At 71.4% G+C, this 24,376-nt stretch carries 19 protein-coding genes; 6 read left to right on the top strand and 13 right to left on the bottom strand.

Going from position 1 to position 24,376, the window contains the following annotated elements; genetic code table 11:
* Position 1: 1 nt before the first annotated feature.
* The 9 genes from ACGFNU_RS18670 to ACGFNU_RS18630 all read right to left on the bottom strand — a co-directional run bounded on the left by ACGFNU_RS18670 (position 2) and on the right by ACGFNU_RS18630 (position 13,304).
* Complete coding sequence (locus ACGFNU_RS18670) at positions 2 to 1,219, bottom strand: sarcosine oxidase subunit beta family protein (RefSeq protein ID WP_392595107.1); 1,218 nt, start codon at positions 1,217 to 1,219, stop codon at positions 2 to 4.
* Positions 1,212 to 3,581, bottom strand: coding sequence for an FAD-dependent oxidoreductase (locus ACGFNU_RS18665; protein WP_392595105.1), 2,370 nt, complete (start codon positions 3,579 to 3,581; stop codon positions 1,212 to 1,214). The genes ACGFNU_RS18670 and ACGFNU_RS18665 overlap by 8 nt, the downstream gene beginning before the upstream one ends.
* Positions 3,582 to 3,601: 20 nt before the next feature.
* Positions 3,602 to 4,561: an ABC transporter substrate-binding protein gene (locus ACGFNU_RS18660; protein ID WP_392595103.1), complete on the bottom strand. Its 960-nt coding sequence runs from the start codon at positions 4,559 to 4,561 to the stop codon at positions 3,602 to 3,604.
* A gap of 72 nt (positions 4,562 to 4,633) precedes the next feature.
* Positions 4,634 to 6,583 carry an ABC transporter permease gene (locus ACGFNU_RS18655; protein WP_392595102.1) on the bottom strand — a complete coding sequence of 650 codons (1,950 nt, stop codon included), beginning with the start codon at positions 6,581 to 6,583 and terminating at the stop codon, positions 4,634 to 4,636.
* Positions 6,580 to 7,683, bottom strand: a complete 1,104-nt coding sequence (locus tag ACGFNU_RS18650) for a glycine betaine/L-proline ABC transporter ATP-binding protein (RefSeq protein WP_392595100.1) — start codon at positions 7,681 to 7,683, stop codon at positions 6,580 to 6,582. Before ACGFNU_RS18650 ends, ACGFNU_RS18655 begins: the two co-directional genes overlap by 4 nt.
* Positions 7,684 to 7,720: 37 nt before the next feature.
* Positions 7,721 to 9,193, bottom strand: coding sequence for an aldehyde dehydrogenase family protein (locus ACGFNU_RS18645; protein WP_392596462.1), 1,473 nt, complete (start codon positions 9,191 to 9,193; stop codon positions 7,721 to 7,723).
* Positions 9,194 to 9,297: 104 nt separating this feature from the next.
* Positions 9,298 to 10,083 (bottom strand): IclR family transcriptional regulator, encoded by a 786-nt coding sequence (locus ACGFNU_RS18640; RefSeq protein ID WP_392595098.1) that lies wholly within the window; start codon positions 10,081 to 10,083, stop codon positions 9,298 to 9,300.
* Between the two features lie 14 nt (positions 10,084 to 10,097).
* Positions 10,098 to 11,768, bottom strand: coding sequence for a choline dehydrogenase (betA, locus tag ACGFNU_RS18635; RefSeq protein WP_392595096.1), 1,671 nt, complete (start codon positions 11,766 to 11,768; stop codon positions 10,098 to 10,100).
* 6 nt (positions 11,769 to 11,774) lie between these two features.
* Positions 11,775 to 13,304: a trimethylamine methyltransferase family protein gene (locus ACGFNU_RS18630; RefSeq protein ID WP_392595094.1), complete on the bottom strand. Its 1,530-nt coding sequence runs from the start codon at positions 13,302 to 13,304 to the stop codon at positions 11,775 to 11,777.
* Positions 13,305 to 13,316: 12 nt separating this feature from the next.
* Between ACGFNU_RS18630 and ACGFNU_RS18625 the strand changes: the two genes are divergently transcribed.
* From ACGFNU_RS18625 to ACGFNU_RS18605, 5 genes are read left to right on the top strand one after another with little or no spacing between them, the layout of a single operon-like run.
* Complete coding sequence (locus tag ACGFNU_RS18625; RefSeq protein WP_392595093.1) at positions 13,317 to 14,087, top strand: IclR family transcriptional regulator; 771 nt, start codon at positions 13,317 to 13,319, stop codon at positions 14,085 to 14,087.
* 37 nt (positions 14,088 to 14,124) lie between these two features.
* Positions 14,125 to 14,793: a corrinoid protein gene (locus tag ACGFNU_RS18620; protein WP_392595091.1), complete on the top strand. Its 669-nt coding sequence runs from the start codon at positions 14,125 to 14,127 to the stop codon at positions 14,791 to 14,793.
* Positions 14,790 to 15,665, top strand: a complete 876-nt coding sequence (locus ACGFNU_RS18615; protein ID WP_392595089.1) for a dihydropteroate synthase — start codon at positions 14,790 to 14,792, stop codon at positions 15,663 to 15,665. The genes ACGFNU_RS18620 and ACGFNU_RS18615 overlap by 4 nt, the downstream gene beginning before the upstream one ends.
* A complete protein-coding gene (locus tag ACGFNU_RS18610) occupies positions 15,662 to 17,461 on the top strand; it encodes an ASKHA domain-containing protein (protein WP_392595088.1) in 1,800 nt (599 codons plus the stop codon). Before ACGFNU_RS18615 ends, ACGFNU_RS18610 begins: the two co-directional genes overlap by 4 nt.
* 49 nt (positions 17,462 to 17,510) lie before the next feature.
* The gene (locus ACGFNU_RS18605) at positions 17,511 to 18,140 is read left to right on the top strand and encodes a DUF1638 domain-containing protein (RefSeq protein WP_392595086.1); all 630 of its coding nucleotides are present in this window, start codon (positions 17,511 to 17,513) and stop codon (positions 18,138 to 18,140) included.
* Here ACGFNU_RS18605 and ACGFNU_RS18600 read toward each other — a convergent pair.
* The 3 genes from ACGFNU_RS18600 to ACGFNU_RS18590 all read right to left on the bottom strand — a co-directional run bounded on the left by ACGFNU_RS18600 (position 18,133) and on the right by ACGFNU_RS18590 (position 22,673).
* A complete protein-coding gene (locus tag ACGFNU_RS18600; protein ID WP_392595085.1) occupies positions 18,133 to 18,639 on the bottom strand; it encodes a Rieske 2Fe-2S domain-containing protein in 507 nt (168 codons plus the stop codon). The genes ACGFNU_RS18605 and ACGFNU_RS18600 overlap by 8 nt on opposite strands.
* 81 nt (positions 18,640 to 18,720) lie before the next feature.
* Positions 18,721 to 21,558, bottom strand: coding sequence for an excinuclease ABC subunit UvrA (uvrA, locus tag ACGFNU_RS18595; protein ID WP_392595084.1), 2,838 nt, complete (start codon positions 21,556 to 21,558; stop codon positions 18,721 to 18,723).
* 185 nt (positions 21,559 to 21,743) lie between these two features.
* Complete coding sequence (locus tag ACGFNU_RS18590) at positions 21,744 to 22,673, bottom strand: SMP-30/gluconolactonase/LRE family protein (protein ID WP_392595082.1); 930 nt, start codon at positions 22,671 to 22,673, stop codon at positions 21,744 to 21,746.
* 185 nt (positions 22,674 to 22,858) lie between these two features.
* On the opposite strand from ACGFNU_RS18590, the gene ACGFNU_RS18585 reads away from it, so the two are divergent.
* Positions 22,859 to 23,608, top strand: coding sequence for a maleylpyruvate isomerase family mycothiol-dependent enzyme (locus ACGFNU_RS18585; protein WP_392595080.1), 750 nt, complete (start codon positions 22,859 to 22,861; stop codon positions 23,606 to 23,608).
* Here the strand turns inward: ACGFNU_RS18585 and ACGFNU_RS18580 are convergent.
* A complete protein-coding gene (locus ACGFNU_RS18580) occupies positions 23,603 to 24,301 on the bottom strand; it encodes a Crp/Fnr family transcriptional regulator (protein ID WP_392595078.1) in 699 nt (232 codons plus the stop codon). The genes ACGFNU_RS18585 and ACGFNU_RS18580 overlap by 6 nt on opposite strands.
* Positions 24,302 to 24,376 lie beyond the last annotated feature (75 nt).

The raw sequence follows: 24,376 nt of genomic DNA, 5'->3' as shown, positions 1-24,376 counted from the left end.
TTCAGTGCGCCACGGCGGCGGCGCCGTGTTCGTCGATGAGCGCGCCTGTGGTGAAGCGCTCCAGCCCGAACGGTTCCGCCAGCTCGTGCGGGCGGCCGTTCACGATCGTGTCGGCGTAGACGTCCCCCGCGCCGGGCGTGGCCTTGAAGCCGCCGGTCCCCCAGCCGCAGTTGACGAAGACGTTCTCGACGGGCGTCGGGCCGATGATCGGCGAGGCGTCCGGGGTGATGTCCACGATCCCGCCCCAGGTCCGCAGCACGTGCGCCCGTTCGAAGGTCGGGAAGAGCTCGACGGCCGCCGCGATCTGCTGCTCGATCACGTGGAACGAGCCGCGCTGGCCGTAGCCGTTGAACGCGTCGACGCCCGCGCCCATGACGAGCTCGCCCTTGTGCGCCTGGCTCACATAGACGTGGACGGCGTTCGACATGACGACCGTGTCGAGGACCTGCTCCAGCAGTTCCGACACCAGTGCCTGCAACGGATGGCTCTGGAGGGGAAGCCGGATGCCGAGCATGGCCGCGAGCACGGACGTGTGCCCGGCGGCGCACAGCGCCACCCGCCCGGCGCCGATGACGCCCCGGGAGGTCTCGACGCCGGTGACCGCGCCGTCCGGTGCCCGCCGGAAGCCGGTGACCTCGCAGTTCTGGATGAGGTGGACGCCGCGTTCGTGGGCGGCGCGCGCGAAGCCCCAGGCGACGTGGTCGTGCCGGGCGATCCCGCCGCGCGGCTGGAACGTGCCGCCCAGGACGGGGAAGCGGAGCGTGTCGCTAGTGTTGAGGATCGGGACGAGCTTCTTGATGTCGTCGGGGGTCAGCCACTCGGCGTCGACCCCGTTCAGGCGGTTGGCGTTGACGCGCCGCACGCCTTCGCGCACGTCGGGCAGGCTGTGCGCCAGGTTGAGCACGCCGCGCTGGCTGAACAGGATGTCGTAGCCGAGCTCGTCCGCCAGGCCCTCCCACAGCTTGAGCGAGTGCTCGTAGATCGCCGCGCTCTCGTCCCAGAGGTAGTTGGACCGGATGATCGTGGTGTTGCGGGCCATGTTGCCGCCGGCGAGCCAGCCGCGTTCCAGCACCGCCACGTTCGTGACGCCGTGCCGCGCGGCCAGGTAGTGGGCGGTGGCGAGGCCGTGCCCGCCCGCGCCGACGATGACCACGTCGTACGTGCCGTTCGGGGGGCGGTCCTCCCACAGGAAGTCGGGATGCTCGAACGGTCTATCCACGCAGGCGCTCCATTCCGGGGTCGAACAGCGGCTCCGCCGCCACGGTGGCGGGGATCCGCCGGTCGAAGTAGCCGATCTCCACGGTGGTGCCGGGCGCCGCGAGGGCGCTCGGCAGCCAGGCGTAGGCGACGCACCGTCCGATCGTGTACCCCCAGGCGGCGCTCGTGACATAGCCGACGGGGGCACCCTTCGCGTACACGGGTTCCTTGCCCATGACCACCTCGTCGAGGGTGAGGCAGGTGAGCAGGCGCTTCGGCGCCGCCCGGCCGGGGTCCACGTCCCGGACGGCGAAGCCGAGCCCCGCCTCGTAGGGATCGTGCTCGCTCGTCATGTCCACGCCGTACGAGCGGTAGCCCTTCTCCAGGCGCAGGCTGTTGAACGCGCCGCGCCCTCCGGCGATGACCCCGTGCTCCTGACCGGCGGCCCACAGGGTGTCCCAGAGCTTCAGCCCCATGTCGGCCGGGCACGACAGCTCCCAGCCCAGCTCCCCCACGTACGACACCCGCAGGGCGGCCACCGGCACCATCCCCACGTAGGTCCGGCGGCAGCGGAAGTAGCGGAACGCCTTGTTGGAGAAGTCGTCCTCGGTCAACGGCTGGACGAGGTCGCGCGCCCGCGGCCCCCAGACGCCCACGCAGCACGTGCCGGCCGTGACGTCCCGCACGACCACGTCCGCCGGCGCGAGCCGGGCCAGCCGGTCCGCGTCGAGCACGGAGTTGGCGCCGATCTGGAACTCCCGCTCCCCCAGCCGCGCCACCGTGATGTCGCTCAGCACGCGGCCGTGCTCGTCGAGCATCAGGCAGTAGGTGACGGCGCCGACGCCACGATCGAGCCGTCCGGTGGTCACGCCGCTCAGGAACGCCTGCGCGCCCGGCCCGGTCACCTCGATCCGTTTGAGCGCCGTCATGTCGTACAGCGCGACCCGTTCCCGCGTGATCTGCGCCTCGGCGCCGACGATCGGCGACCAGTAGCGCGCCGCCCATTCGCCCGGCTCGTGGATCTCGCGGCCTTCGAGCAGCGGCGCGTTGGACTCGTACCACTGCGGGCGCTCCCATCCAGCCGCCTCAAGGAAGACCCCGCCGAGCTCCTGCTGCCGCGAGTAAAACGGGCTGGTCCGCAACGGTCTCGGGTCCTCCATGGGCTGGAGGGGATGGATGATGTCATAGACCTCGACGTAGTTCTGGCAGTCGCGGGCGAGCACGTAGGCGGGACCGCGCTGGTGCTCTTCGAACCGCCCGACATCGCATTCGCGCGGCGGGGTGACGGGCCGTTCGCCGGTGATCCACTCGGCGACCGCGCGGCCGACGCCCGCCGAGTGCGTGATCCAGACCGCCTCGGCGAACCACAGCCCGTCCACGGCACGGGACGGGCCGAGCAGCGGGAGGTTGTCCGGGGTGAACGAGAAGAGCCCGTTGAAGCCCTCCTCGATCTTCGCCTCGCGCGCCGCCGGGAAGAGCCGCCGCGTCTCCTGCCACGCCTCGGCGAAATCGTCCTCGGTGAACGCCGCCATCGCGTTCGCCGCCAGCTTCTCCGGGTCGGCCGGCAGCGGCCGGTGGCCGTAGTTGCCGATGGCCAGCCGGTCGAACCGTTCGCGGAAGTAGAGGTCGGCGCCCTGATGGCGCAGGATCGGGTGCCGGATCTCCCGGTCCGCGTCCGCGCCGCCGGGACGCGCGAGGCGGGCGAGCGGATTCGTGAACGCCAGCTGGTGGGCGACCGGGGTCAGCGGCAGCGCCACGCCCGCCATCCGCGCGACCTTCGGGCCCCAGATTCCGGCGCAGCACACCACGAGATCGGCCGGTATCTCTCCCTCGGACGTGACGACGCCCGTTATCCGGCCGCCCTTCACCACGAGGTCGACGACCTCATGCCCGCCTTTGAAGACCGCGCCCCGCTCTTGCGCGGCCGCCGCCTGGAGCGCCGCCGCGTCCACGGCGCGCGCCATCCCGTCGGACGGCACGTGCAGCCCGCCCAGCACCCGTTCCGGATCGACCAGCGGATGCAGCCGCGCGCACTCGTCCGGTTCGACGACCCGCGCGCCGACGCCCCACGCGGCGGCCCAGCCCCGCCGCCGGTGCAGCTCGGCGAGCCGCTCCGGCGTGCACGCCAGCTCCACCCCGCCGACCTGGTCGAACGCGCCGAGCCCGGAGTACTTCGCGACGGTGTACGCGGCGAACTCCGTCATCGCCTTGACCGGGTTGACCTGGAAGACGAGGCCGGGGGCGTGGGACGTCGATCCCCCGGTCTCGTACAGCGGTCCCCGGTCCAGGACGGTCACGCCGGTCCAGCCGCGCCGGGTCAGCTCGTCGGCGGTGGCGCATCCGACGATCCCGGCTCCGATCACGACCACGCGGGGCTGAGCCACGAGCACCTCCTAGGGACGGATCACTTGGGGATCCACGCCTGCCACTTGGCCTTGTTGGCCTCGACCCACTTCTTCGCCGCCTGCTCCGCCGTCATCGAGTTGTTGGTCATGTCGTTGGCGACGCCGTTCTGGTCCTCGTTGGTCCAGCTGAAGTTCTTGACGAGCTGGTAGGCCTTGCCCCCCGAGGTCGCGAACTTCGAGCTGACGATCTTGTCGAGATCCATCTCCGGGTAGTCGCACGCCACCTTCTTGGGGTCGGCGTCGCAGCCCTCGGTGTAGGCGGGCAGCTTGACCCGGGAGAGCTTCATCTTCGAGAACAGCCAGTGCGGGTCCCAGAAGTAGAAGAGCAGCGGCTTCTGCTGCGCCTCGGACTGCTGCGCGGACTTGATGAGCGTCGCCTCGCTGCCGCCCACGACCACCTTGTAGTCGAGCTTGAGGTTGGTGATGAGCGCCTTCTCGTTGCTCACGTAGGAGGGGTCGCCGAACAGCAGCTGCCCCTTGCCGCCCGACTCGGAGGTCTTGAAGACCGAGGCGTACTTGTTGAGGTTCTTCCAGTCGGTGACGCCGGGGTACTTGGTCTCCATCCACGACGGGACGTACCAGCCGATGACGCCCTTGTTGCCGGTCGATCCGGCGACGGCGGCGACCTTCTTCTGCTCGATGTACTTCTTCTTCAGGTCCGGATGGCCCCAGTTCTCGATGATGACGTCGACCTCGCCGGACTCGAAGCCCTGCCAGGCGACCTCCTCCTTGAGGTTCTTCTTCTGGACCTTGTAGCCGAGCTCCTTCTCCAGCAGGTGGGCGACGACGGCGGCGGACGCCTCGTACCCCACCCAGGGGTTGATGGCGATGTTGACGACGCCTCCGCCGCCCCCGCTCCCGCCGCCCTTCTCCTCGACCTTCGCGCCGCCGCACCCGGCCAGCGACAGTCCCAGCGCGAGCCCGGCCGCGATGACCGGGCCGACCCTTCTCAGCTTCATGTTCTCGTCTCCTCTGGTCGGGCCTTCTGCGTCTGGTCGGGCCTTCTGCGCCTGATCAGGCCGTGCGTCTGATCAGGCCTTGTGCGCGGCTCGGAACTCCTCGGAACGACCTCCCGCCCCCTGCGTGATCCGGTCGAGCATGACGCCGAGCAGCACGGTCGCGAACCCGGCAGCCAGGCCCATCCCGAAGTCCTCCTGCTGGGAGAAGCCCGACACGACGTCGTAGCCGAGCGCGCCCGCGCCGACCAGGCCGCCCACCACCACCATCGCCAGGACCATGACGATCCCCTGGTTGGCGGCGAGCAGCAGCGCCCGCCGGGCCATGGGGAGCTGGACCTTCCAGAGCACCTGGCGCGGGGTCGACCCGGCCGCCGTCGCCGCCTCGACCACGGTCGGCGAGACGCCCCGGACCCCGTCCTCGACGAGTCGGATGACGGGCGGCACCGCGTAGATGACGGCCGCGACGATCGCGGTGAAGCGCCCGGCGCCGAACAGCGCCAGCGCGGGCAGCAGGTAGACGAACGAGGGCATCGTCTGGGCCGCGTCGAGCACCGGGCGCTGCACGGCGGCGTACGTCCGCGACCGTGCCGCCGCGACGCCCAGGACCACGCCGATGACCAGCGTGAGGGCGACGGCGAAGAGCACGGAGGCCAGCGTCTGCATGCTGTGCTCCCACTGGCCGAGGCCCGCGATCGCGACCAGGCAGCCGCCCGCGACCAGGGCGGGCACCGTCCCGCTGATCCGCCAGGCCAGCGCCATCACCGCCGCGACGATCAGCCACCACGGGCTCGTGGTGAGCAGCTCCTGGAGCGGGTTGAGCAGCACCTCGGTCGCCGCGTTCTTGATGGCGTCGGTCATCGAGTAGAGGTTCTTCTCCATCCACTCGACCGCGTCGTTGGCGTAGGGGGCGAGCCGGAACTCCAGCCCCGCAGGGAACTCGGCCGCCAGGACACGGCCCAGGACAACGCCGATCACCGCGATGGCCGCGCCCGCCGCCAGCAGTAGACGCCGGACGCGCGGGTCGGGGGCGCCGCCCTGCCCGGCGTGCTGGATCGCCTCGGCCCGGCGGCTCGCGCCCATCGTCAGCCGGTCCAGGACGATGGCCATGACGACGACGGCGAGCCCGGCGTCCAGTGCCATGCCGACGTTGATGCGTTCCAGGCCCTGGATGATGTTCTCGCCGAGCCCGGGGCCGTCGATCAGCGCGGTGATCACGACCATCGACAGCGCCATCATGATGGTCTGGTTCACCGCGAGGGCGAGGGTCGGCCGCGCCATCGGGAGCTGCACCTTGCGGAGCGTCTGCCAGCGGGTCGAGCCGAGCGCCACCGACGCCTCGACCGTCTCGCCCGGCACGTTCCGGATGGCCAGCGTGGTGATCCGGATCGTGGCGGGCACGGCGTAGATCATCGTGACGACCGTCGCGGCGGCCGGGCCGATCAGGAAGAACAGCGTCAGCGGCGCCAGGTAGGCGAACGCCGGCATGATCTGCATGACGTCGAGCACCGGGGCGAAGAGGTTGCGGACCCGGTCCGAACGGCCCGCGAGCACCCCCAGCGGAACGCCGATCGCGAGCGAGAGCAGGACGGCGGTGAGGGTGAGCGCCAGCGTGTCGACGCTCTCGTCCCAGAGCCCGAGCACGCCGAAGCTCAGCACGCCCGCGACCGCCAGCAGGCCGGTCCGCCAGCCCGCGAAGACGAGCCCGGCCGCCCCGGCGAGCGCGGTGAGACCGGGCCAGCTCACGAACACCAGGATCGACTGGAGGGTGTCGAAGAGGTCGCCGATGCCGAGCCGGATGTAGTTGACCAGGTAGAGGAAGATCGGGCTGGAGTTTCGGTTGTCGTCCACCCAGTCGCGCACGTCGGTGAGGAAGCGGAACGTCCCGTGTTCCTCGTCGTGGGCCAAGACCCACTTGTCCTGGAACGCCAGGTAGAGCAGGGCGAGGAGGACGACGGCCCCGGCTTCGGCGGCGCCGCGCGGGAGGCGGGCGGGCAGCCGCCGCACCGCTTGGACGCCGGTCACCGCCCCTCCCCGTTCCCGTTCCCGTCCGCCTCCGCGACGACCGAGAGCACGGCGTCCCGGTCGACCACGCCGTCCAGCTCGCCGGCGGTGACGACGCGTACCGGCCCGTCCGCCTCCAGGACCGGCCGGACCGCGTCCCGGACCAGCGTCGATCCCGGCAGCTCGGGCCCGGCCGCCCCCTCGCCCGGCCGGGCCTCGCGGGCCAGCCAGCGCAACGTCAGCACGTTCGCCTTGGCGATGTCCCGGGTGAAGTCGGCGACATAGCCGTCGGCGGGCGCGCCCACCAGCTGCTCGGGCGTCCCGGTCTGCACGATCGCGCCGTCCCGCATGATCGCGATCCGGTCGCCGAGCTTGAGCGCCTCCGCCAGGTCGTGGGTGATGAACACGAGGGTCTTGCCGACCTCCCGGTGCAACCGGATGACCTCGTTCTGCATGTCGCGGCGGATGAGCGGGTCGAGCGCGCTGAACGGCTCGTCGAAGAGCAGCACGTCGGGATCGACCGCGAGCGCCCGCGCCAGTCCGACCCGCTGCTGCATGCCGCCCGACAGCTCCTCGGGGTAGGCGGCGTCGTAGCCCTCCAGGCCGACCAGCCCGAGGATCTCCCGCGCCCGCGCGTGCCGGCGCTCCCGTCCGATGCCCTGGATCTCCAGACCGTAGGCGACGTTGTCGATGACCCGGCGGTGCGGCAGCAGCCCGAAGTGCTGGAACACCATCGCGATCCGGTGGCGGCGGATCTCGCGGAGCTCGCGCGCCGAGGCGCGGGCCATGTCGTCGCCGCCGATGAACACCTCGCCCGCGGTGGGCTCCACGAGCCGGGCCAGGCAGCGGACGAGCGTGGACTTGCCACTGCCCGACAGGCCCATGACGACGAACACCTCGCCCGGGGCCACCTCGAAGTCCACCTCGCGGACCGCCGCCGTGCAGCCGGTCTTTTCCCGGAGCTCGGCCCGGGACAGCTCGGCGTCGGGTGTTCCGATGATCCGGTGCTCGTTCGGCCCAAAGATCTTCCACAGTCCCCGTACCGAGATCATCGGCTCGCCCGGTGGCGTCGTCACGGCCGGTGTCCTGGAATCGGCTTTATCCGGACTTGGGGCTGTCATATCGCTCCATCGGGTCGAGGTCTGGGACAGGGCGCGGTCAGCCTCCGAACCAGCGCTGGGGGCGCGGGCGCGTGTTCTGCCAGATGTGCTTGGTCTCCTGGTATTCGGCGAGCCCCGCCGGGCCGAGCTCGCGCCCGACGCCGGACTGCTTGAAGCCGCCCCACTCGGCCTGCGGGACGTACGGGTGGTAGTCGTTGATCCAGACGGTGCCGAGCCGGAGCCGGGCCGCGACCCGCCGGGCGAGGTCGGCGTCCCGGGTCCACACGGCGCCCGCCAGGCCGTAGATCGAGTCGTTGGCGAGCCCGACGGCCTCGTCCTCGGTCACGAACGTCTCGACGGTGAGCACCGGGCCGAACGACTCCTCCTGGACGACCCGCATGCCGCTCACACAGTCGTCGAGGATCGTCGGCCGGTAGTAGAAGCCGTCCCGGAGCCCGGGATCGTCCGGCCGCCGCCCGCCGCAGCGGAGCGTCGCGCCCTCGGCCATCCCGGCGGCGACGTACGCCTCCACCTTGGCCAGGTGCCCGGCGGAGATGAGCGGGCCGGTCTCGGCGTCCGGGTCGAACGGCCCGCCGAGCCGGATCCGGTCGGCGCGCTCGGCGAGCTCGGCCACGAAGGCCTCGCGCAGGTCGCGGTGGACCAGCAGGCGCGCGCCCGCCGAGCAGACCTGGCCCGAGTGCAGGAAGACGGCGGTCAGCGCCATGTCGAGCGCGGCGTCGAGGTCGGCATCGGCGAAGACGATGTTGGGGTTCTTGCCGCCGAGCTCCAGCGCGACCTTCTTGACGGTGCCGGCCGCCGCCGCCATCACCGCGCGGCCGGTGGCCAGGCCGCCGGTGAACGAGACCAGGTCGACCGCCGGATGCTCGACGAGCGGCGCGCCCACCACGGGGCCCGCGCCGAGGACGAGGTTGGCCACGCCGTCGGGCAGGCCCGCCTCGATCAGCGACCGCATCAGCAGGATCGCCGTGGACGGGGTCAGCTCGCTCGGCTTGAGGACGAACGTGTTGCCCGCGGCGAGCGCCGGGGCGACCTTCCAGGAGGTCTGCAGGAGCGGATAGTTCCACGGCGTGATGAGCACGCACACGCCGGCCGGTTCCTGCACCACGTGGCTGACCACGTCGTCCCGCCCGTTGTCGGCGACGCGGCCGGGGTCGCCGGACATGCAGAGGCCGCCGTAGTAGCGGAAGACCCCGATGACGTCGGCGACGTCGTACTCGCTCTCGACCGCGCGCTTGCCGGTGTCCATCGACTCGGCGCGGGCGATCTCGAACCTGTCGCGCTCCAGGATCTCGGCGACCCGCATGAGCAGCGCGCCGCGAACCTTGGCGGGGGTGCCGGGCCACGGCCCGTCGTCGAAGGCGCGGCGCGCGGCGAGCACGGCGGCCGCGGCGTCGGCGGGGCCGCCCTCGTCCACGGTGGCGACCGGCGTGCCGTCGGCGGGACAGACGATCTCGCGCCGGTCTCCGGTATCGGAGCCGGCCCAGCGCCCACCGATATGGAGATCCGGCACGTCGCCCCTCGGGTCGATCACGCATCGCCATCCGCGCGACCAGTTGCTCATTCCGCAACAAGTCTTGCTATGGGCGACAGTGAAACCCCGCACGGCGAGTCACGTCAAGAGCTCCAGCCGAGCCGTCGCGAGATCTCCTCGCCCGCCCGGCGCACGGCGGCGGCGACCGCGGGGACCCGCTCGGGCGGCAGCCGGAAGCTCGGCCCCGAGCCGCTGACCGTGGCGATGACCTCGTCGGCCGCGTCGCGGACGGGGGCGGCGATGGCGGTGAGCCCGAACTCCAGCTCGTCGACGGCGGTCGCGTATCCGCGCTCGCGCACGGCCCGCAACTCGGCCTCCAGCTCGCCGCGTCCGGTGATGGTGCGATCGGTGAGGCGCTCCAGCGGCCGGGCCAGATGATCGGCCAGCCGTTCGGGCGAGAGGTGCGCCAGCAGGACCTTGCCGTTCGAGGTGGCGTGGGCGGGCAGCCGCTGGCCCACCCAGTCCTTGGGCTGCAGCGCGGACGGCCCAGCGACCTGGTCGACGTACAGCACCTCGTGCCCCGACAGCAGCGTCAGGTTGACGGTCTCGCCGATCTGCGCGGCGAGCTCGCGGCACACCGGCCGCCCGATCCGCACGACGTCCATGCGCGCCGTCGTCGCGCCCGCCAGCCGGACGATGCCGAGGCCCAGCCGGTATTTGCCGCGCTCGGTGTCCTGCGCCACGAGGTCGCGGTTCTCCAGCGCCGAGACGAGCCGGAACGCGGTCGACTTGTGCACGCCGAGCTCGGCGGCGATCTGGGTGACGCCGACCTCGCCCTCCCGCGCGAGGATCTCCAGCACGGTGACGGCCCGGTCGACCGACTGCACGGTCACGGGACCGGGACCCTCCGGGGCGGGACTGTTGCCCATTGGGGAACGGTACCTCAGCGATGCCGGTGGAACCGGGCGTGCTCCGGCGGGAGCGGGGTGGCGCCGAGGATCAAGTCGGCGGACTTCTCCGCGACCATCATGACGGGGGCGTAGATGTTTCCGTTGGTGATGTAGGGCATGACCGACGCGTCCACGGCGCGCAGGCCGTCGAGCCCGTGCACCCGCATGGTGGACGGGTCGACTACCGACCTCGCGTCCGTCCCCATCCGAGCGGTGCAGGACGGGTGCAGCGCGGTCTCCCCGTCGCTCGCGACCCATTCGAGGATCTGCTCGCCGGTCTCGACGGCGGGCCCGGGCGACAGCTCGCCTCCGTTGAAGGGGGCCAGGGCCGGCTGGTTGAGGATGTCGCGGGCGACGCGGACGGCCTCGACCCATTCGCGGCGGTCCTGGCCGGTGGACAGGTAGTTGAACCGCAGGGCGGGATGCTCACGCGGGTCGGTGGAGCGGATCTTCACGGTGCCGCGGGCGTCTGAGTACATCGGGCCGATGTGCACCTGGTAGCCGTGCCCGCCCGCCGGTGACGAGCCGTCGTAGCGGATGGCGATCGGCAGGAAGTGGAACATGAGGTTGGGGTAGGCGACCTCGTCGTTGCTCCGGGCGAAGCCTCCACCCTCGAAGTGGTTGGTCGCCCCCGGTCCCGAGCGCAGGAAGAGCCATTGCGCTCCGATGAACGGCCGCCGCCACATCTTGAGTGCCGGAGCCACCGAGACGGGTTGCTTGCAGGCGTACTGGACGTAGACCTCAAGGTGGTCCTGGAGGTTCTCGCCGACGCCGGGAAGGTCTTGGACGGGCTCGATGCCGAGCGCGCGCAACTCCGCCGCGTTGCCGACGCCGGAGAGTTGCAGCAGCTGCGGGGTGTTGATGGCGCCGCCGCAGAGGATGACCTCGCCTGCCCGTACCCGCAGCGGCGGCGATGTGCGGCCTCGCCCGCGCCCGCGTCCACGCGTGAACTCCACGCCCACGGCCCGTTTTCCTTCGAAGAGGACGCGGTGCACGAACGCGCCGGTCGCCACCGTCAGGTTGGGGCGGTGCCCCACCGGATGCAGGTAGGCGCGCGCCGCGCTGAGCCTGCGGCCCCGGTGGATGTTGCGGTCGAACGGGCCGAAGCCTTCCTGCCGATAGCCGTTGACGTCGTCGGTCCGGGAGAAGCCCGCCTGCTCAGCCGCGTCGAAGAACGCCTGGAAGAGGGGGTTGGCGGCCGGGCCCGTCTCCAGCACCAGCGGCCCGGAGCCGCCGCGCAGCTCGCCGCCCGCGAGGCGGTTCTCCATCCGCTTGAAGTAGGGGAGGCAGTGCGCGTAGTCCCAGGTCTCCATGCCGGGATCGGCGGCCCAGCGCTCGTAGTCGAGGGGATTGCCGCGCTGGAAGATCATCCCGTTGATGCTGCTGGAGCCGCCGAGGACCTTGCCGCGCGCGTGGTAGATCCGGCGGCCGCCCATGTGAGGCTCCGGCTCCGACTCGTACCGCCAGTCGTAGAAACGGCTGCCGATCGGGAACGGCAGCGCCGCCGGCATGTGGATGAACACGTCCCACAGGTGGTCGGGGCGCCCGGCCTCCAGCACCAGGACACGGTTGCCGGGGTCGGCGCTCAGCCGGTTGGCGAGCGCGCATCCCGCCGACCCGCCGCCGACAATGACGAAGTCGTAACTGCCTCGGGAGCTTGGCAACGTCGCTCAGTCGCCGAGTTCGGTGCGGCGGCGGGCGACGTAGTCGGCCAGCTCGGCCTGGATCGCGTCGTCGAGCGGTGGCGGCTCGTACTCCGCGAGCCGCGTCCGGGCGATCTCGGCGGCGCGGGCGGCGGTGTCCTGCGCGCCGCCCTTCATCCAGCGCTCGTAGTTCTGGGAGGACGACAGGAACGGGCGGTAGAAGCAGGTCCGGAAGCGTTCCATCGTGTGCGCCGCACCCAGGAAATGCCCGCCATGCCCGACCTCCTCGTGGGCGCCGAACGCGAGCGACGCCTCGTCGATCTCCAGGGGTGTGAACTGCCGCTGGAGCATCTCCAGCACCTGGAGATCGATGATGAACTTCTCGTACGAGGCGACCAGCCCGCCCTCCAGCCATCCGGCGGCGTGCATGACCCAGTTGGTCCCGGCGAGGAACGTCGGGAGCATCGTCATCAGGCCCTCGTACGCGGCCTGCGCGTCCGGCACCTGCGAGGACGTGAGCGCGCCTCCGGACCGGAACGGCAGCCCGAAGTGGCGGGCGATCTGACCCGTGCAGAGCAGGCCGGTCGCCGACTCCGGCGTACCGAAGCAGGGCGAGCCGGACTGCATGTCGATGTTGGACAGGAACGAGCCGAAGATGACCGGCGTCCCGGGCCGGATGAGCTGGGAGAGCGCGATCCCGGCGAGCGCCTCGGCGATCTGCTGGACCAGCGCGGACGGGATGCTGACCGGCGACATCGCGCCCATGAGCAGGAACGGCGTCAGCACGACGGGCTGCCCGGCGGCGCTGTACTCGAACTGCGCGTCCAGCATCCGCTCGTCCCACCGCAGCGGCGAGTTGCAGTTGATGAGCGAGATCGTGACCGGCGTCTCCTCGATGGCCTTGCGGCCGCCGAAGAGGATCGCCGACATCTCCAGGGTGTCGCGGGCGTTCTCGCCGGACACGACGTTGCCCATGTAGACGCGGTCGGTGAGGGTCTGCAGGGCGTACACCATGTCGAGGTGCCGCGAGTCGAGCGGCGCGTCGTTCGGCTCGCAGATCACTCCCCCGGCCGAGTCGAGCGTTCCAGAGGTCTGCGTCAGCATGGCCAGCTGCCGGAAATCGTCCATGCTCGCCTCGCGGCGCACCTCGCCCTCGCGGATGAACGGCGGGCCGTAGACGGCGCCGAAGGCCATGTGGTCGCCGCCGATGTGCAGCGAGCGCTCGGGGTTGCGGGCCTGGACGTCGAACTCGCGCGGCGCCTGGGCCACCTGTTCGAGCACGAAGTCGGGGTCGAGCCGGACGACCTCGCCCTCGACGTGCTGGCCCGCGTCCGCGAAGAGCCGGAGGGCGCGGGGGGAGGCGAACTCCACCCCGACCTCGGTCAGCAGGCGGCGCCAGCCGGTGTCGAGAACGGCCATCGCGTCCGGCGAGAGGATCTCGTAGCGCGGCATCCGATTCACGAACATCCCGGCTCCCCTCGAACGCACTGGGCGCTTTGCACCCTTGACGGCATTCCGCCGGAATTCTACGCTCAAGCTATGGAACCGAGGTTCCATATTATGGAACTCATGGAACGCACCTCCGGCCCCGCTCCGGGCTCGACCGGCACGCAGGCCATCGACAGGGCGGCGGAGCTGCTCCGGCTCGTCGTCGAGTCGGCGCGTCCCCGCACGTTCACCTCGCTGGTGACCGAGACCGGCCTCGCCAAGTCCACCGCCTCCCGTCTCCTCCAGGCCCTCGAACGCAACCATCTGCTGCGGCGCGACGAGGACGGCGCGTTCCACGCGGGCCCGGTCCTCACCCGGTACGCGCTGCGCGGCGACATCACCGGCACGCTCGCCGACCTGTGCCGGCCGACCCTGGAACGGGTGGGCGAACGCACCGGCGAGACCGTCACGCTGGCCGTGCCCCGGGCCGGCTCCGTCATCACGATCGCGCAGGTCGACAGCAGCTACCTGCTGAGCGCGACGAGCTGGGTCGGGCTCGACCTGCCCACCCACTGCACCTCGTCCGGCAAGGTCTTCTACGCGCACGGGAGGCTCCCGTTCCCGGACGGCGACCTGCCGGCCCGGACCGAGCACTCCGCCTCCAGCGCCGCCGAGCTCGCCCGGGAGTTCCCCGGGATCCGGCGGCGCGGCTACGCCGTGGCGCGCGACGAGCTGGAGATCGGCCTGGTCGCCGTCGCGGCACCGGTGTTCGCCTCCGACGAGGCCGTCATCGCGGCGATCGCGGTGACCGGCCCGACCGCCCGCCTCGACCAGCGCCGCACCGCCGAGGTCGGCGCGCTGCTGACCGCGGAGACGCGGTCGCTCTCGGCCGCGCTCGGCCACCGCCCCTGACGCCGTCCCCGCCACCGTCCCGAGAGGAAGGCGCGGAATGACACCAGACGAGATCCTCACAGGCCTCTACGACGAGACGCTCGTCGGCAACGCCCCCCGCGTCCTGGAACTCACCGACGCGGGACTGGCGGCGGGGCTGCCGCCGGAACGCATGCTCTACGACGCGCTCATCCCCTCGCTCGAAGAGGTCGGAGCGCGCTTCGAACGCGGCGACTTCTTCGTGCCGGAGATGCTCATCGCGGGCAGGGCCATGGCGGGCGCCCTCGAAGTGCTCCGGCCGCTGCTGGCCGAGACCGGCGCGGCCTCGGTCGGCACGTTCCTCATGGGCACGGTCAAGGGCGACGTGCACGACATCGGCAAGAACCTCGTGAACATCATGCTGGAGGGCGCCGGGTTCCACGTGATCGACCTGGGCGTCCAGGTCGGGCCGGAGAAGTTCGTCGAGGCGATCCGGGAGCACCGGCCGGACGTCGTGGGGTTCTCGGCGTTCCTGACCACGACGATGCCGATGTTCAAGGCCAACATCAACGCGCTCACCAAGGCGGGGCTGCGCGACGAGGTCATCGTCATGGTGGGCGGCGCCCCGGTCACCCAGGAGTACGCCGACGCCGTGGGCGCCGACGGCTACGCGGCCGACGCCTCGGCGGCGGTCAAGCGCGCCAAGGAGCTGATCCAGAAGCGCCGCGCCATGGCGGGCACGCCGTGACGGGCGGGCACGCCGTGCCGCTGGAGACGACCCTGCGATCGCGCGGCGCCGAGGTCGTCATCGGCGCGGACCGCCCGTTCTGCGTGATCGGCGAGCGCATCAACCCGACCGGCCGCAAGGTCTTCGCCGAGCTGCTGCGGGGCGGCGACCTGTCCCGCGTCGAGCGGGACGTGCGGGAGCAGGCGGGCGCGACGATGCTCGACGTCAACATGGGCGTGCCGCTGGCCGACGAGGCCGAGCTCCTCACGCGGGCCGTCCGGATGATCCAGGACCTCACCGACCAGCCGCTGTGCCTCGACTCGTCGGTGGTGGCGGCGCTGGAGGCGGGACTGGCCGCCTATGACGGCAAGGCCCTGGTCAACTCGGTGACCGCCGAGGACGAGCGGCTGCACCAGATCCTGCCGCTGGTCAAGCGGCACGGCGCCGCCGTCATCGGCCTGCCCAACGACGAGGACGAGATCCCCGAGGACCCGCACCGGCGGCTGGAGCTGGCGCGCAAGATCGTCGACATCGCGACCGGCACGTACGGGATCCCGCCGGAGGACGTGCTCATCGACCCGCTCGCCATGCCGGTCGGCGCCGACACCACGCTCGCCCGCAAGACCCTGGAGACGATCGCGCTGATCAAGACGGAGCTCGGGGTCAACATGACGCTCGGCGCGTCCAACGTCTCGTTCGGCATGCCGGACCGGCACGCGATCGGCTCGGCGTTCCTGCCCATGGCCATGGCGTACGGCCTGACGAGCGCGATCATGGACGCCCGGAGCCCGCAGCTCGTCCAGGCCGTGCGCGCCGCCGACCTGCTGCTGGGCAACGACCCGTGGGGCGGCTCCTGGATCTCCGCCTTCCGGAGCCGGGAAGCCGGCCGGTGAGCCGGGTCCGGCTGGTCTACCGGCTCGACGACGGACGGGAACGCGAGGTCAGCGTGCCGCCGGGCGTCACCGCGTTCGACGCCGCGAGCTGGCACGGGATCGCGATCGACTCCACCTGCGGCGGGCACGGCACCTGCCGCAAGTGCGGCGTGCGCATCGCCGCCGGGTCCGTGCCGCCCACGCCGCTCGACGGGCGGGCGTACGAGGCCGACCGGCTGCGCGACGGGTGGCGGCTGGCGTGCCGGGCGGTCGCCGGGCAGGACCTGACGATCGAGGTGCCGCCGCTGGTCACCCGGCCCAAGGCCGCGACGGTCGGGGTCGGGCGCCAGGTCATCCTGCGGCCCGCCGTGCAAAAGAGATACGTGGAATTGACCGAACCGGACCTGGCCGACCAGCGCTCCGACCTCGAACGGCTCCAGGACGCGCTCGACGATCTGCGCCCGAGGACCGAACTGGACGTCCTCCAGCGCCTCGGACCCACACTCCGCGCCGCCGACTGGAAGGTCACCGCGGTGGTCGTCGATGACGTGCTCATCGACGTCGAGGCGGGCGACACTTCGGCCCGCCGCTTCGCGATCGCCTTCGACCTGGGCACGACCACCGTCGTCGCCACGCTGCTCGACCTGGCGACCGGAACGCCCCTGGCCGCCGCGTCCCGGCTCAACGCGCAGCAGCCGTTCGGCGCCGACGTGATCACCCGCATCAGCGCCACCATGCTCGACCAGGAGGCCCTCCCCCGGCTCCGCGACCTCGCCCACGCCAGCCTCGACGAGCTCGCGCAGGAGGTCTGCAAGGAGGCCGAGGTCGAGCCGGACGAGGTGTACGAGATCGCCGTAGCCGGGAACGCGACCATGACCCACCTGGCCCTGGGCCTGGACCCCGAGCCCCTTGGCGTAGCGCCGTTCATCCTCGCCGCCCGCACCCTCCCCCAGGTTCGGGCCGCTGACCTGGGGGTCCGCGTCCACCCGGCGGCGCCCGCGATGCTCTTCCCCGCGCTCGGCGCGTACGTCGGCGGCGACATCGTGGCGGGGCTGCTCGCGTCGGGCATGGACCGCGACCGGCGGCTGCGGCTCTTCATCGACGTCGGCACCAACTGCGAGATCGTGCTCGGCTCGGCCGCGGGCCTGGTCGCCACCGCCGCGCCCGCGGGGCCCGCGTTCGAGGGGGCGGCGATCCGCTGCGGGATGCGCGCCGCCACCGGCGCCATCGAGACCGTCCGCCTCACTCTGGACGGGGTCGAGCTCGGCGTCATCGGAGACGTCGAACCCACCGGCCTCTGCGGCTCCGGCCTGGTCGACGCGGTGGCCGAGCTGGTCAGAGTAGGTCTAGTCGACCCCTCCGGCCGTCTGCTGACCCCCGAGCACGCGCCCATCCTGGCCGAACGACTGACCGAGGTGAACGGTGAACGGGCCTTCACCCTTCACGGCGACATCCATCTCTTCCAGCGCGACATCCGGGAACTGCAATTCGCCAAGGCGGCGATCGCCACCGGCTGGAGCCTCCTCCTGGAGGAGACAGGCATCGACGTGGGCGAGATCGCGCAAGTCCTCCTGGCCGGGTCGTTCGGCTCCTACCTCTCCCCCGCCAACGCCATCCGGATAGGCCTCGTTCCCCGGCTCCCCGTCCCCCGCGTCGTCAGCGCGGGCAACGTCGCGGGTGAAGGCGCCAAGCTGGCCCTCCTCAGCCTCCGCGAACGAGCCGGTGCCGACGCCCTGCTGGAGGAGGTGAGATATGTCGAGCTCTCCGACCGCGCCGACTTCAACGACCGCTTCATCGCCAACCTCGCCTTCCCCTGACCCGGCCCCGACGGCCGAGACGAGGCCGACGGCCTCCACGGCCGCCGCAGTGGTCGTGGAAACGGCCGCGATCGACACGACCGACACGGCGGCGACGGGGGCGGTGGCGGTGGTCGCTTGCGGGGCGCTGGCGCCGCACGTTGGGGAGATCGCGGCGCGGCGCGAATGGCCGGTCGACGTGCACGGGCTGGCGCCGCTCCTGCACAACCGGCCCGAACGCATAGCGGCCGCCGTTGAGGATCAGATCGTCTCCCTGCGCGCCTCGTACGCCCGTGTGGCCGTGGCCTATGCCGACTGCGGCACCTACGGGGCGCTCGATGAGGTCTGCGAGCGCCTGGACGCGCGCCGTCTGAGGGGCGCCCACTGCTACGAGATCTTCGCCGGGCCCGGCTCCTGGCAGGCGCTCCTCGACGAGGAGCCGGGCACCTACGTGCTCACCGACTTCCTCGTCAGGTCGTTCCGCCAGACCGTGATCGCCCAGCTCGGGCTCGATCTCCATCCGGAGCTGCACGCCGACTACTTCCGGCACTACCGCCGCGTGGTCTGGCTCGCCCAGTCGCCCACTCCGGAACTCCGGGCGGCGGCCGAGGACGCCGCCGCGGTCCTCCGCCTGCCGCTCACCGTCCGCCCCGTCGGCACGCACGGCCTCGAAGCGGAGCTGGAATCCCTGCTCACGTGAGGTAGATCTCACCGCCGTTCACGGTGACGTCTCGGCGCGCGAGCCCCCGTGGCGCCGGCCCTGCCTGGACCGAGGCGTCCTCGATGGAGTATTTGCTGCCGTGGCACGGGCAGTTGATCGTGCCGCCCGACACCGGGCCGACCGTGCAGCCGCGATGGGTGCACGTGGCGCTGAACGCGTAGAACTCGCCCTTCTCCGGCTGGGTCACGACGACCTTGCGTCCGGCGAAGACCCGTCCGCCGCCGACGGGGATCGCACTGGCCTTGGCGAGCTTCGTCCCGGAGGGTTTCTTCATGGGTTCCGGAGACTTGTTCGTGGGCGGAGCCGGTGCCGGCGTCCCGGAGGACTGGCCGGTCTCCGACGGGGTCGCGGGGGCCGTGCCGCTCTCCGACCCGCCGCAGGCCGCCGCCACCCCGGCCAGCCCAGCGAGCCCCGCACCCGCGAGGAGCTCGCGCCGAGTGCCCCCGCCCGCCGTGTCGTTTTCGATTGGCTGACGCATCGGCCGGCCTCCGCTGGTGCGAGGAGTACGGCGGGAGTGCCGCCGTACTCCTGACACGGCTGGCGGAGGCCGCCGGTTCAGCTAGTCGAGCATCTTCGCCAGGAAGGTGCCGGTGTGGCTGGCCTCGACCTTGGCGACCTCTTCGGGGGTGCCGGTGGCGACGACGGTGCCGCCGCGCGAGCCGCCCTCGGGACCCATGTCGATGATCCAGTCGGCGGTCTTGATGACGTCCAGGTTGTGCTCGATGACGATCACCGTGTTGCCCTTGTCGACCAGGCCGTTGAGCACGCCGAGGAGCTTGCGGATGTCCTCGAAGTGCAGGCCGGTGGTCGGCTCGTCCAGCACGTAGATCGTGCGGCCGGTCGAGCGCTTCTGGAGCTCGGCGGCCAGCTTGACGCGCTGCGCCTCGCCACCGGAGAGGGTGGGCGCGGGCTGGCCCAGGCGGACGTAGCCGAGGCCGACGTCGTTGAGGGTCTTGAGGTGACGGTGAATGGCGGTGATCGGCTCGAAGAAGACCGTGGCCTCCTCGATCGGCATGTCGAGCACCTCGGAGATCGTCTTGCCCTTGTAGTGGACCTCCAGGGTCTCCCGGTTGTAGCGGGCGCCGTGACAGACCTCACACGGGACGTAGACGTCCGGCAGGAAGTTCATCTCGATCTTGATGGTGCCGTCGCCGGAGCAGTTCTCGCAGCGGCCGCCCTTGACGTTGAAGGAGAACCGGCCCGGCTGGTAGCCGCGCACCTTGGCCTCGGTGGTCTGCGCGAACAGCTTGCGGACGTGGTCGAAGACACCCGTGTAGGTGGCCGGGTTGGAGCGGGGGGTGCGGCCGATCGGCGACTGGTCGACGTGCACGACCTTGTCGAGCTGGTCGATGCCGTTGACCCGCTTGTGCTTGCCGGGCACCGTGCGCGCGCCGTTGAGCTGCTTGGCGAGCGAGTTGTAGAGGATGTCGTTGACGAGGGTGGACTTGCCGGAGCCGGAGACGCCGGTGACCGCCGTGAAGACGCCGAGCGGAAAGGCCACGTCGACGTTCTGCAGGTTGTTCTGCGCGGCGCCCTTGACCGTGACCTCGCGGCCCTTGGTGCGGGGCCGGCGGATCGCCGGGATCTCGATCTTGCGGCGGCCCGACAGGTAGGCGCCGGTCAGCGACGTGTCGGAGCTGAGCATGTCGTCGAGCGTGCCGGACACGACGATCTCGCCGCCGTGCTCGCCCGCGCGCGGGCCGATGTCGACGATCCAGTCGGCGGCCTGGATGGTGTCCTCGTCGTGCTCGACGACGATGAGCGTGTTGCCCATGTCGCGGAGCCGGATGAGGGTCTCCAGGAGCCGGTGGTTGTCGCGCTGGTGCAGGCCGATGGACGGCTCGTCCAGCACGTACAGCACGCCGACCAGGCCGGAGCCGATCTGCGTGGCCAGCCGGATGCGCTGCGCCTCGCCGCCGGCCAGGGTGGCCGAGGCGCGGTCGAGGGTGAGGTAGTCGAGGCCCACGTCGAGCAGGAAGCCCAGGCGGGCGTTGACCTCCTTGAGGACCCGCTCGGCGATGTGCGTCTCGCGCTCGTCCAGCTCCATGGCCAGCAGGAACTTGGCGCACTCGCCGATCGGCATGGACGCGACCTCGGCGATCGACCTGCCGCCCATGGTGACCGCGAGGATGACGGGCTTGAGCCGCGCCCCGTCGCAGGTCGGGCAGGGGATCTCGCGCATGTAGCCCTCGAAGCGCTCGCGGGTCGCGTCGCTCTCGGACTCGGCGTGCCGCCGCTGGATGTAGGGGATCGCGCCCTCGTAGGCGGTGTAGTAGGAGCGCGTGCGGCCGTAACGGTTCTTGTAGCGGACGTGCACCTGGGTCTCGTGGCCGTTGAGCACTGCCCTGCGCGCCTTGGCGGGCAGCTTCTCCCACGGGGTGTTGAGGTCGAAGCCCATGGCGTCGCCGAGGGCCGACAGCAGCCGCAGGAAGTAGTCGCTCACATGGCCGTTGGACCAGGGCTGGATCGCCCCTTCGCCCAGCGTCTTCTCGACGTCCGGGACGACCAGCTCGGGGTCGACCTCCATGCGGGTGCCGAGGCCCGTGCAGTCGGGGCAGGCGCCGTAGGGCGAGTTGAACGAGAACGAGCGCGGCTCGAGCTCGTCGAACGACAGGTCGTCGTACGGGCAGTAGAGGTGCTCGGAGTACATCCGGGTGCGGTGCTCGTCGTCCTCGGGGAGGTCGACGAAGTCGAGCACGATCGTGCCGCCGGCCAGCCCCAGCGCGGTCTCGACCGAGTCGGCGAGCCGCTGGCGGGCCGAGTCTTTGACCGCGAGGCGGTCGACGACCACGGCGATGTCGTGCTTCTCCTGCTTCTTGAGCCGGGGCGGCTCGTCGAGCCTGATCATGGCGCCGTCGACGAGCGCGCGGGAGTAGCCCTTGGACTGGAGCTCGCGGAAGAGCTCCAGGTACTCGCCCTTACGGCCGCGGATCACCGGGGCGAGCACCTGGAACCGGGTGCCCTCCTCCAGTTCCAGCACCCGGTCGACGATCTGCTGGGGCGCCTGGCGGCTGATCGGGCGGCCGCACTCGGGACAGTGGGGGTGGCCGATGCGCGCGTACAGGAGCCGCAGGTAGTCGTAGACCTCGGTGATGGTGCCGACGGTCGAGCGGGGGTTCTTGCTGGTCGACTTCTGGTCGATGGACACCGCCGGGGACAGGCCCTCGATGAAGTCGACGTCGGGCTTGTCCATCTGCCCGAGGAACTGCCGGGCATAGGCCGACAGGGACTCCACGTACCGGCGCTGGCCCTCGGCGAAGATCGTGTCGAACGCCAGACTCGACTTGCCGGACCCGGACAGCCCGGTGAACACGATCATGGAGTCTCGCGGGAGGTCCAGCGAGACGTCCTTCAGGTTGTGCTCGCGTGCTCCACGCACGATGAGTCGATCATGCACAGCGTTCTTCCCGGTTCCTCTTCTGGGGCGCGGCGAATAGAGACAGAAAACGTCGGTCTCAGGCTAGCCAGGGGGTACGACAGAATCCCCGTCCTGCGACAACAGCGGCGAGCGCCTCCGCATTTCGAACCGTACACGTGTTCGAAGATCTCTCGCCACCGGAACCGCGCCGTGCCCGTCCCAGGCTACCCGTGCACTCTAACCCCGACCACGTCGTAGGTGGTCTCGGGCGTCGGTGTCGTGGTGAACCGGGCGTTCGGCAGGTAGAGCCGGCCCTTGAACGACGCGACCGTGGTGGGCACGTCGAAACGAGTATCGGTGATCCGGCGGACCACCCGGGCCGAGGTCCCGGACCGGTCGAGCTTCAGGACGGCGATGGCGTTGGTGCGGTTCTGCACCACGTACAGCGTGTTTCCGCGCCGCAACATTCCATCGCCGTTGGGAACCGACTCGCCCCCGAGATCAACGGTCTTCGTCACACCCGTCGCCGGATCGACCCGGAAGAGCTTCCCGGCGTTGCTCTGGACGATCAGCAGCGCCTTCCCGTCCGGCGTCGACTCGATCCCGTTGGCGTTCGCGCCCGCCGGGTTGAACACGAGATCACCGCTCAGCCCCAGCCGCTCGACGCCCCTGGGCAGCCCGTCCCGTCCCAGCCGCATCTTGTAGAGAGCAGGCTGTGGAGTGGCCGAGTCGGTGAACCAGGCAGTGTTCCTCGTCACAACAACATCGTTGATGAAGGTCGGCGTCCCGCTCGCCAGCTGATGGCTGGAGATGATCCGCCCGCTCCGCGCGTCCACCACGCGCGCCGTCCCGGCCGGCCCGCCCGCCGCGAAGATCCGGCCCCGGTGCACCTTGATCCCGACCGTCGGCGTCCCCGGCCCCTGGCTGATCACCGCGCCCTTCCCGGTCCGCAGATCGGCCCGGTAGAGGTCCCCGTCCGCCAGCGACCCGACATAGGCGAACGGCCCCGCCCCGATGGCGATCCCCTCCGGCCGCCACCCGTTCGGCAGCTTGATCTCGCTGACCAGACGGCCATGCGCGGAAGCCTCCACCGGAGGCAGCACGACCACCCCGAGGATCCCGGCGGACACGACGGCACCGAATCGGCGCAGCATAACGATCACTCCTCTCGGAAGATCAAGTCTGTCACCGCCACAAACCTCAATAAACCCCTCACCCCTGGCCACACCGCGCCAGTCCCCCATGCGCGAGACGGGCGGGCGGCGTGGCGGCCGGGCCGGCGTTCAATCCGGGCTCGCAGCGTGGAGGATGGAGATCCGGCTACGAGAGGAGCGGCGTCATGCGCGACTGGAGGAAGGTCCTCGAGGAGATCGACTCGGGGACCGAACGGGTCGTGAGCACGCTGGCCGGGCTGCCGGACGAGGAGATGGCCGCGCCCTCCGCGCTGCCGGGCTGGACGCGCGCGCACGTGGCCACCCACATCGCCCGCAACGCCGACTCCCTTTGGAATCTTCTGCAATGGGCGCGGACGGGCGTGGAGGTCTCGCAGTACCCGAGCCTCGCGGTGCGGGACGCCGACATCGAGGCGGGCGCCGGGCGGTGCCGGGCGGCGCTGGTAGCCGACGTGCGGGCGACGGCGGCGCGGTTCGCCGAGCAGGCGCGCACCCTGCCGGAGGCGGCGTGGGACGTCGAGGTGCGGGCGATGGCCGGGTACGCGCATCCCGCCTGGTACATCGTGTACCGCCGCTGGAACGAGGTCGAGGCGCACCACGCCGACCTCGCGGCGGGGTACGGGCCGGCGGACTGGCCCGAAGCGTACGTGCGCTGGGCCCTGGGCGCGACGCTCGCGGATCTGGCCGCTCTCCCGGCCGAGCGGCAGGGCCAGGTCGCCGGGTTCCGGCTCGTCGCCACCGACACCGGAGAGTCGGCCGATCTGCGCGGGGCGGCGGACGGGCCGGTGATCTCCGGCGCCGGGCGGGCGCTGCTCGGGTGGCTCAGCGGCCGTTCCGGTGGTTCGGGGCTGGCGCTGCGGCCCGACGGGGCGCTGCCCGTGCCGCCGGCGTGGCCGCACGAGCCGAGCGGGCTATGAAGGGTCTTCCGGAGCGGCGATGTCCGGGCCCGCGTCGTCGGCCAGCCGGTGCAGGACGTCGGGCGACCGCGCGGTGATCGAGTTGCGGGTGACGGTGAGGTCCCCTCGGACGCGCTTCCCGGCGAGGATCTGGGCGACCTTCCGGCGGCCCATGCCCGCCCACCGGCCGAGGTCCTGCTGGCTGACCGGCAGCCGGACGACGAGCGCGCCGTCGGCGGGGTCGCCGAAGCGCGCGAAGAGGCGGATGAGACGCGTGCCGAGGCGCCGTTCGGCGTCGTCGGGGAAGTGCGAGATCCGCAGCTCGTTGGCGTCGCGGAGCCGTTCGGCGAGGACGCCCGCGACCGCCCACACCCACTCGGGATCGCCGTTCAGCACCGTGCGGAACCGATCGGCGGGCAGCACGAGCGCCTGGACGGGGGTGAGCGCCTCCACGCTGGCCTCGCGCACGCCGCCGTCCACGGCCTCCAGCTCGCCGACCAGGTCGCCGGGGCCGAGCACGTCGAGGATGACGCGCTCCCCGGCGCGGTCGACCCAGACCTCCACCGCGCCCGAGCGCAGCACGTACACCTGGGACGAGCGGTTGTGCTGGCGCATCAGGAACGCGCCCTGCCTGATCAGTACCGAGGTGCCGGCCTCCTCGAGCGCCCTGCGCCCCGGGCCGGGCAGCTCGGCCCAGAACGTGCCGATGTCCATCGACGCCCTCCCCATTCAAGTGAACGCGGCAGTGCGACGATGAACTGCGCAAAACTACACACATGTGGTCGGCGG

The organism is Spirillospora sp. NPDC048911 (genome assembly GCF_043198015.1).
GTDB lineage: Bacteria > Actinomycetota > Actinomycetes > Streptosporangiales > Streptosporangiaceae > Spirillospora.
Note: the sequence above shows the minus strand (reverse complement) of the source record. Positions and strands in the feature narration are given on the sequence as shown.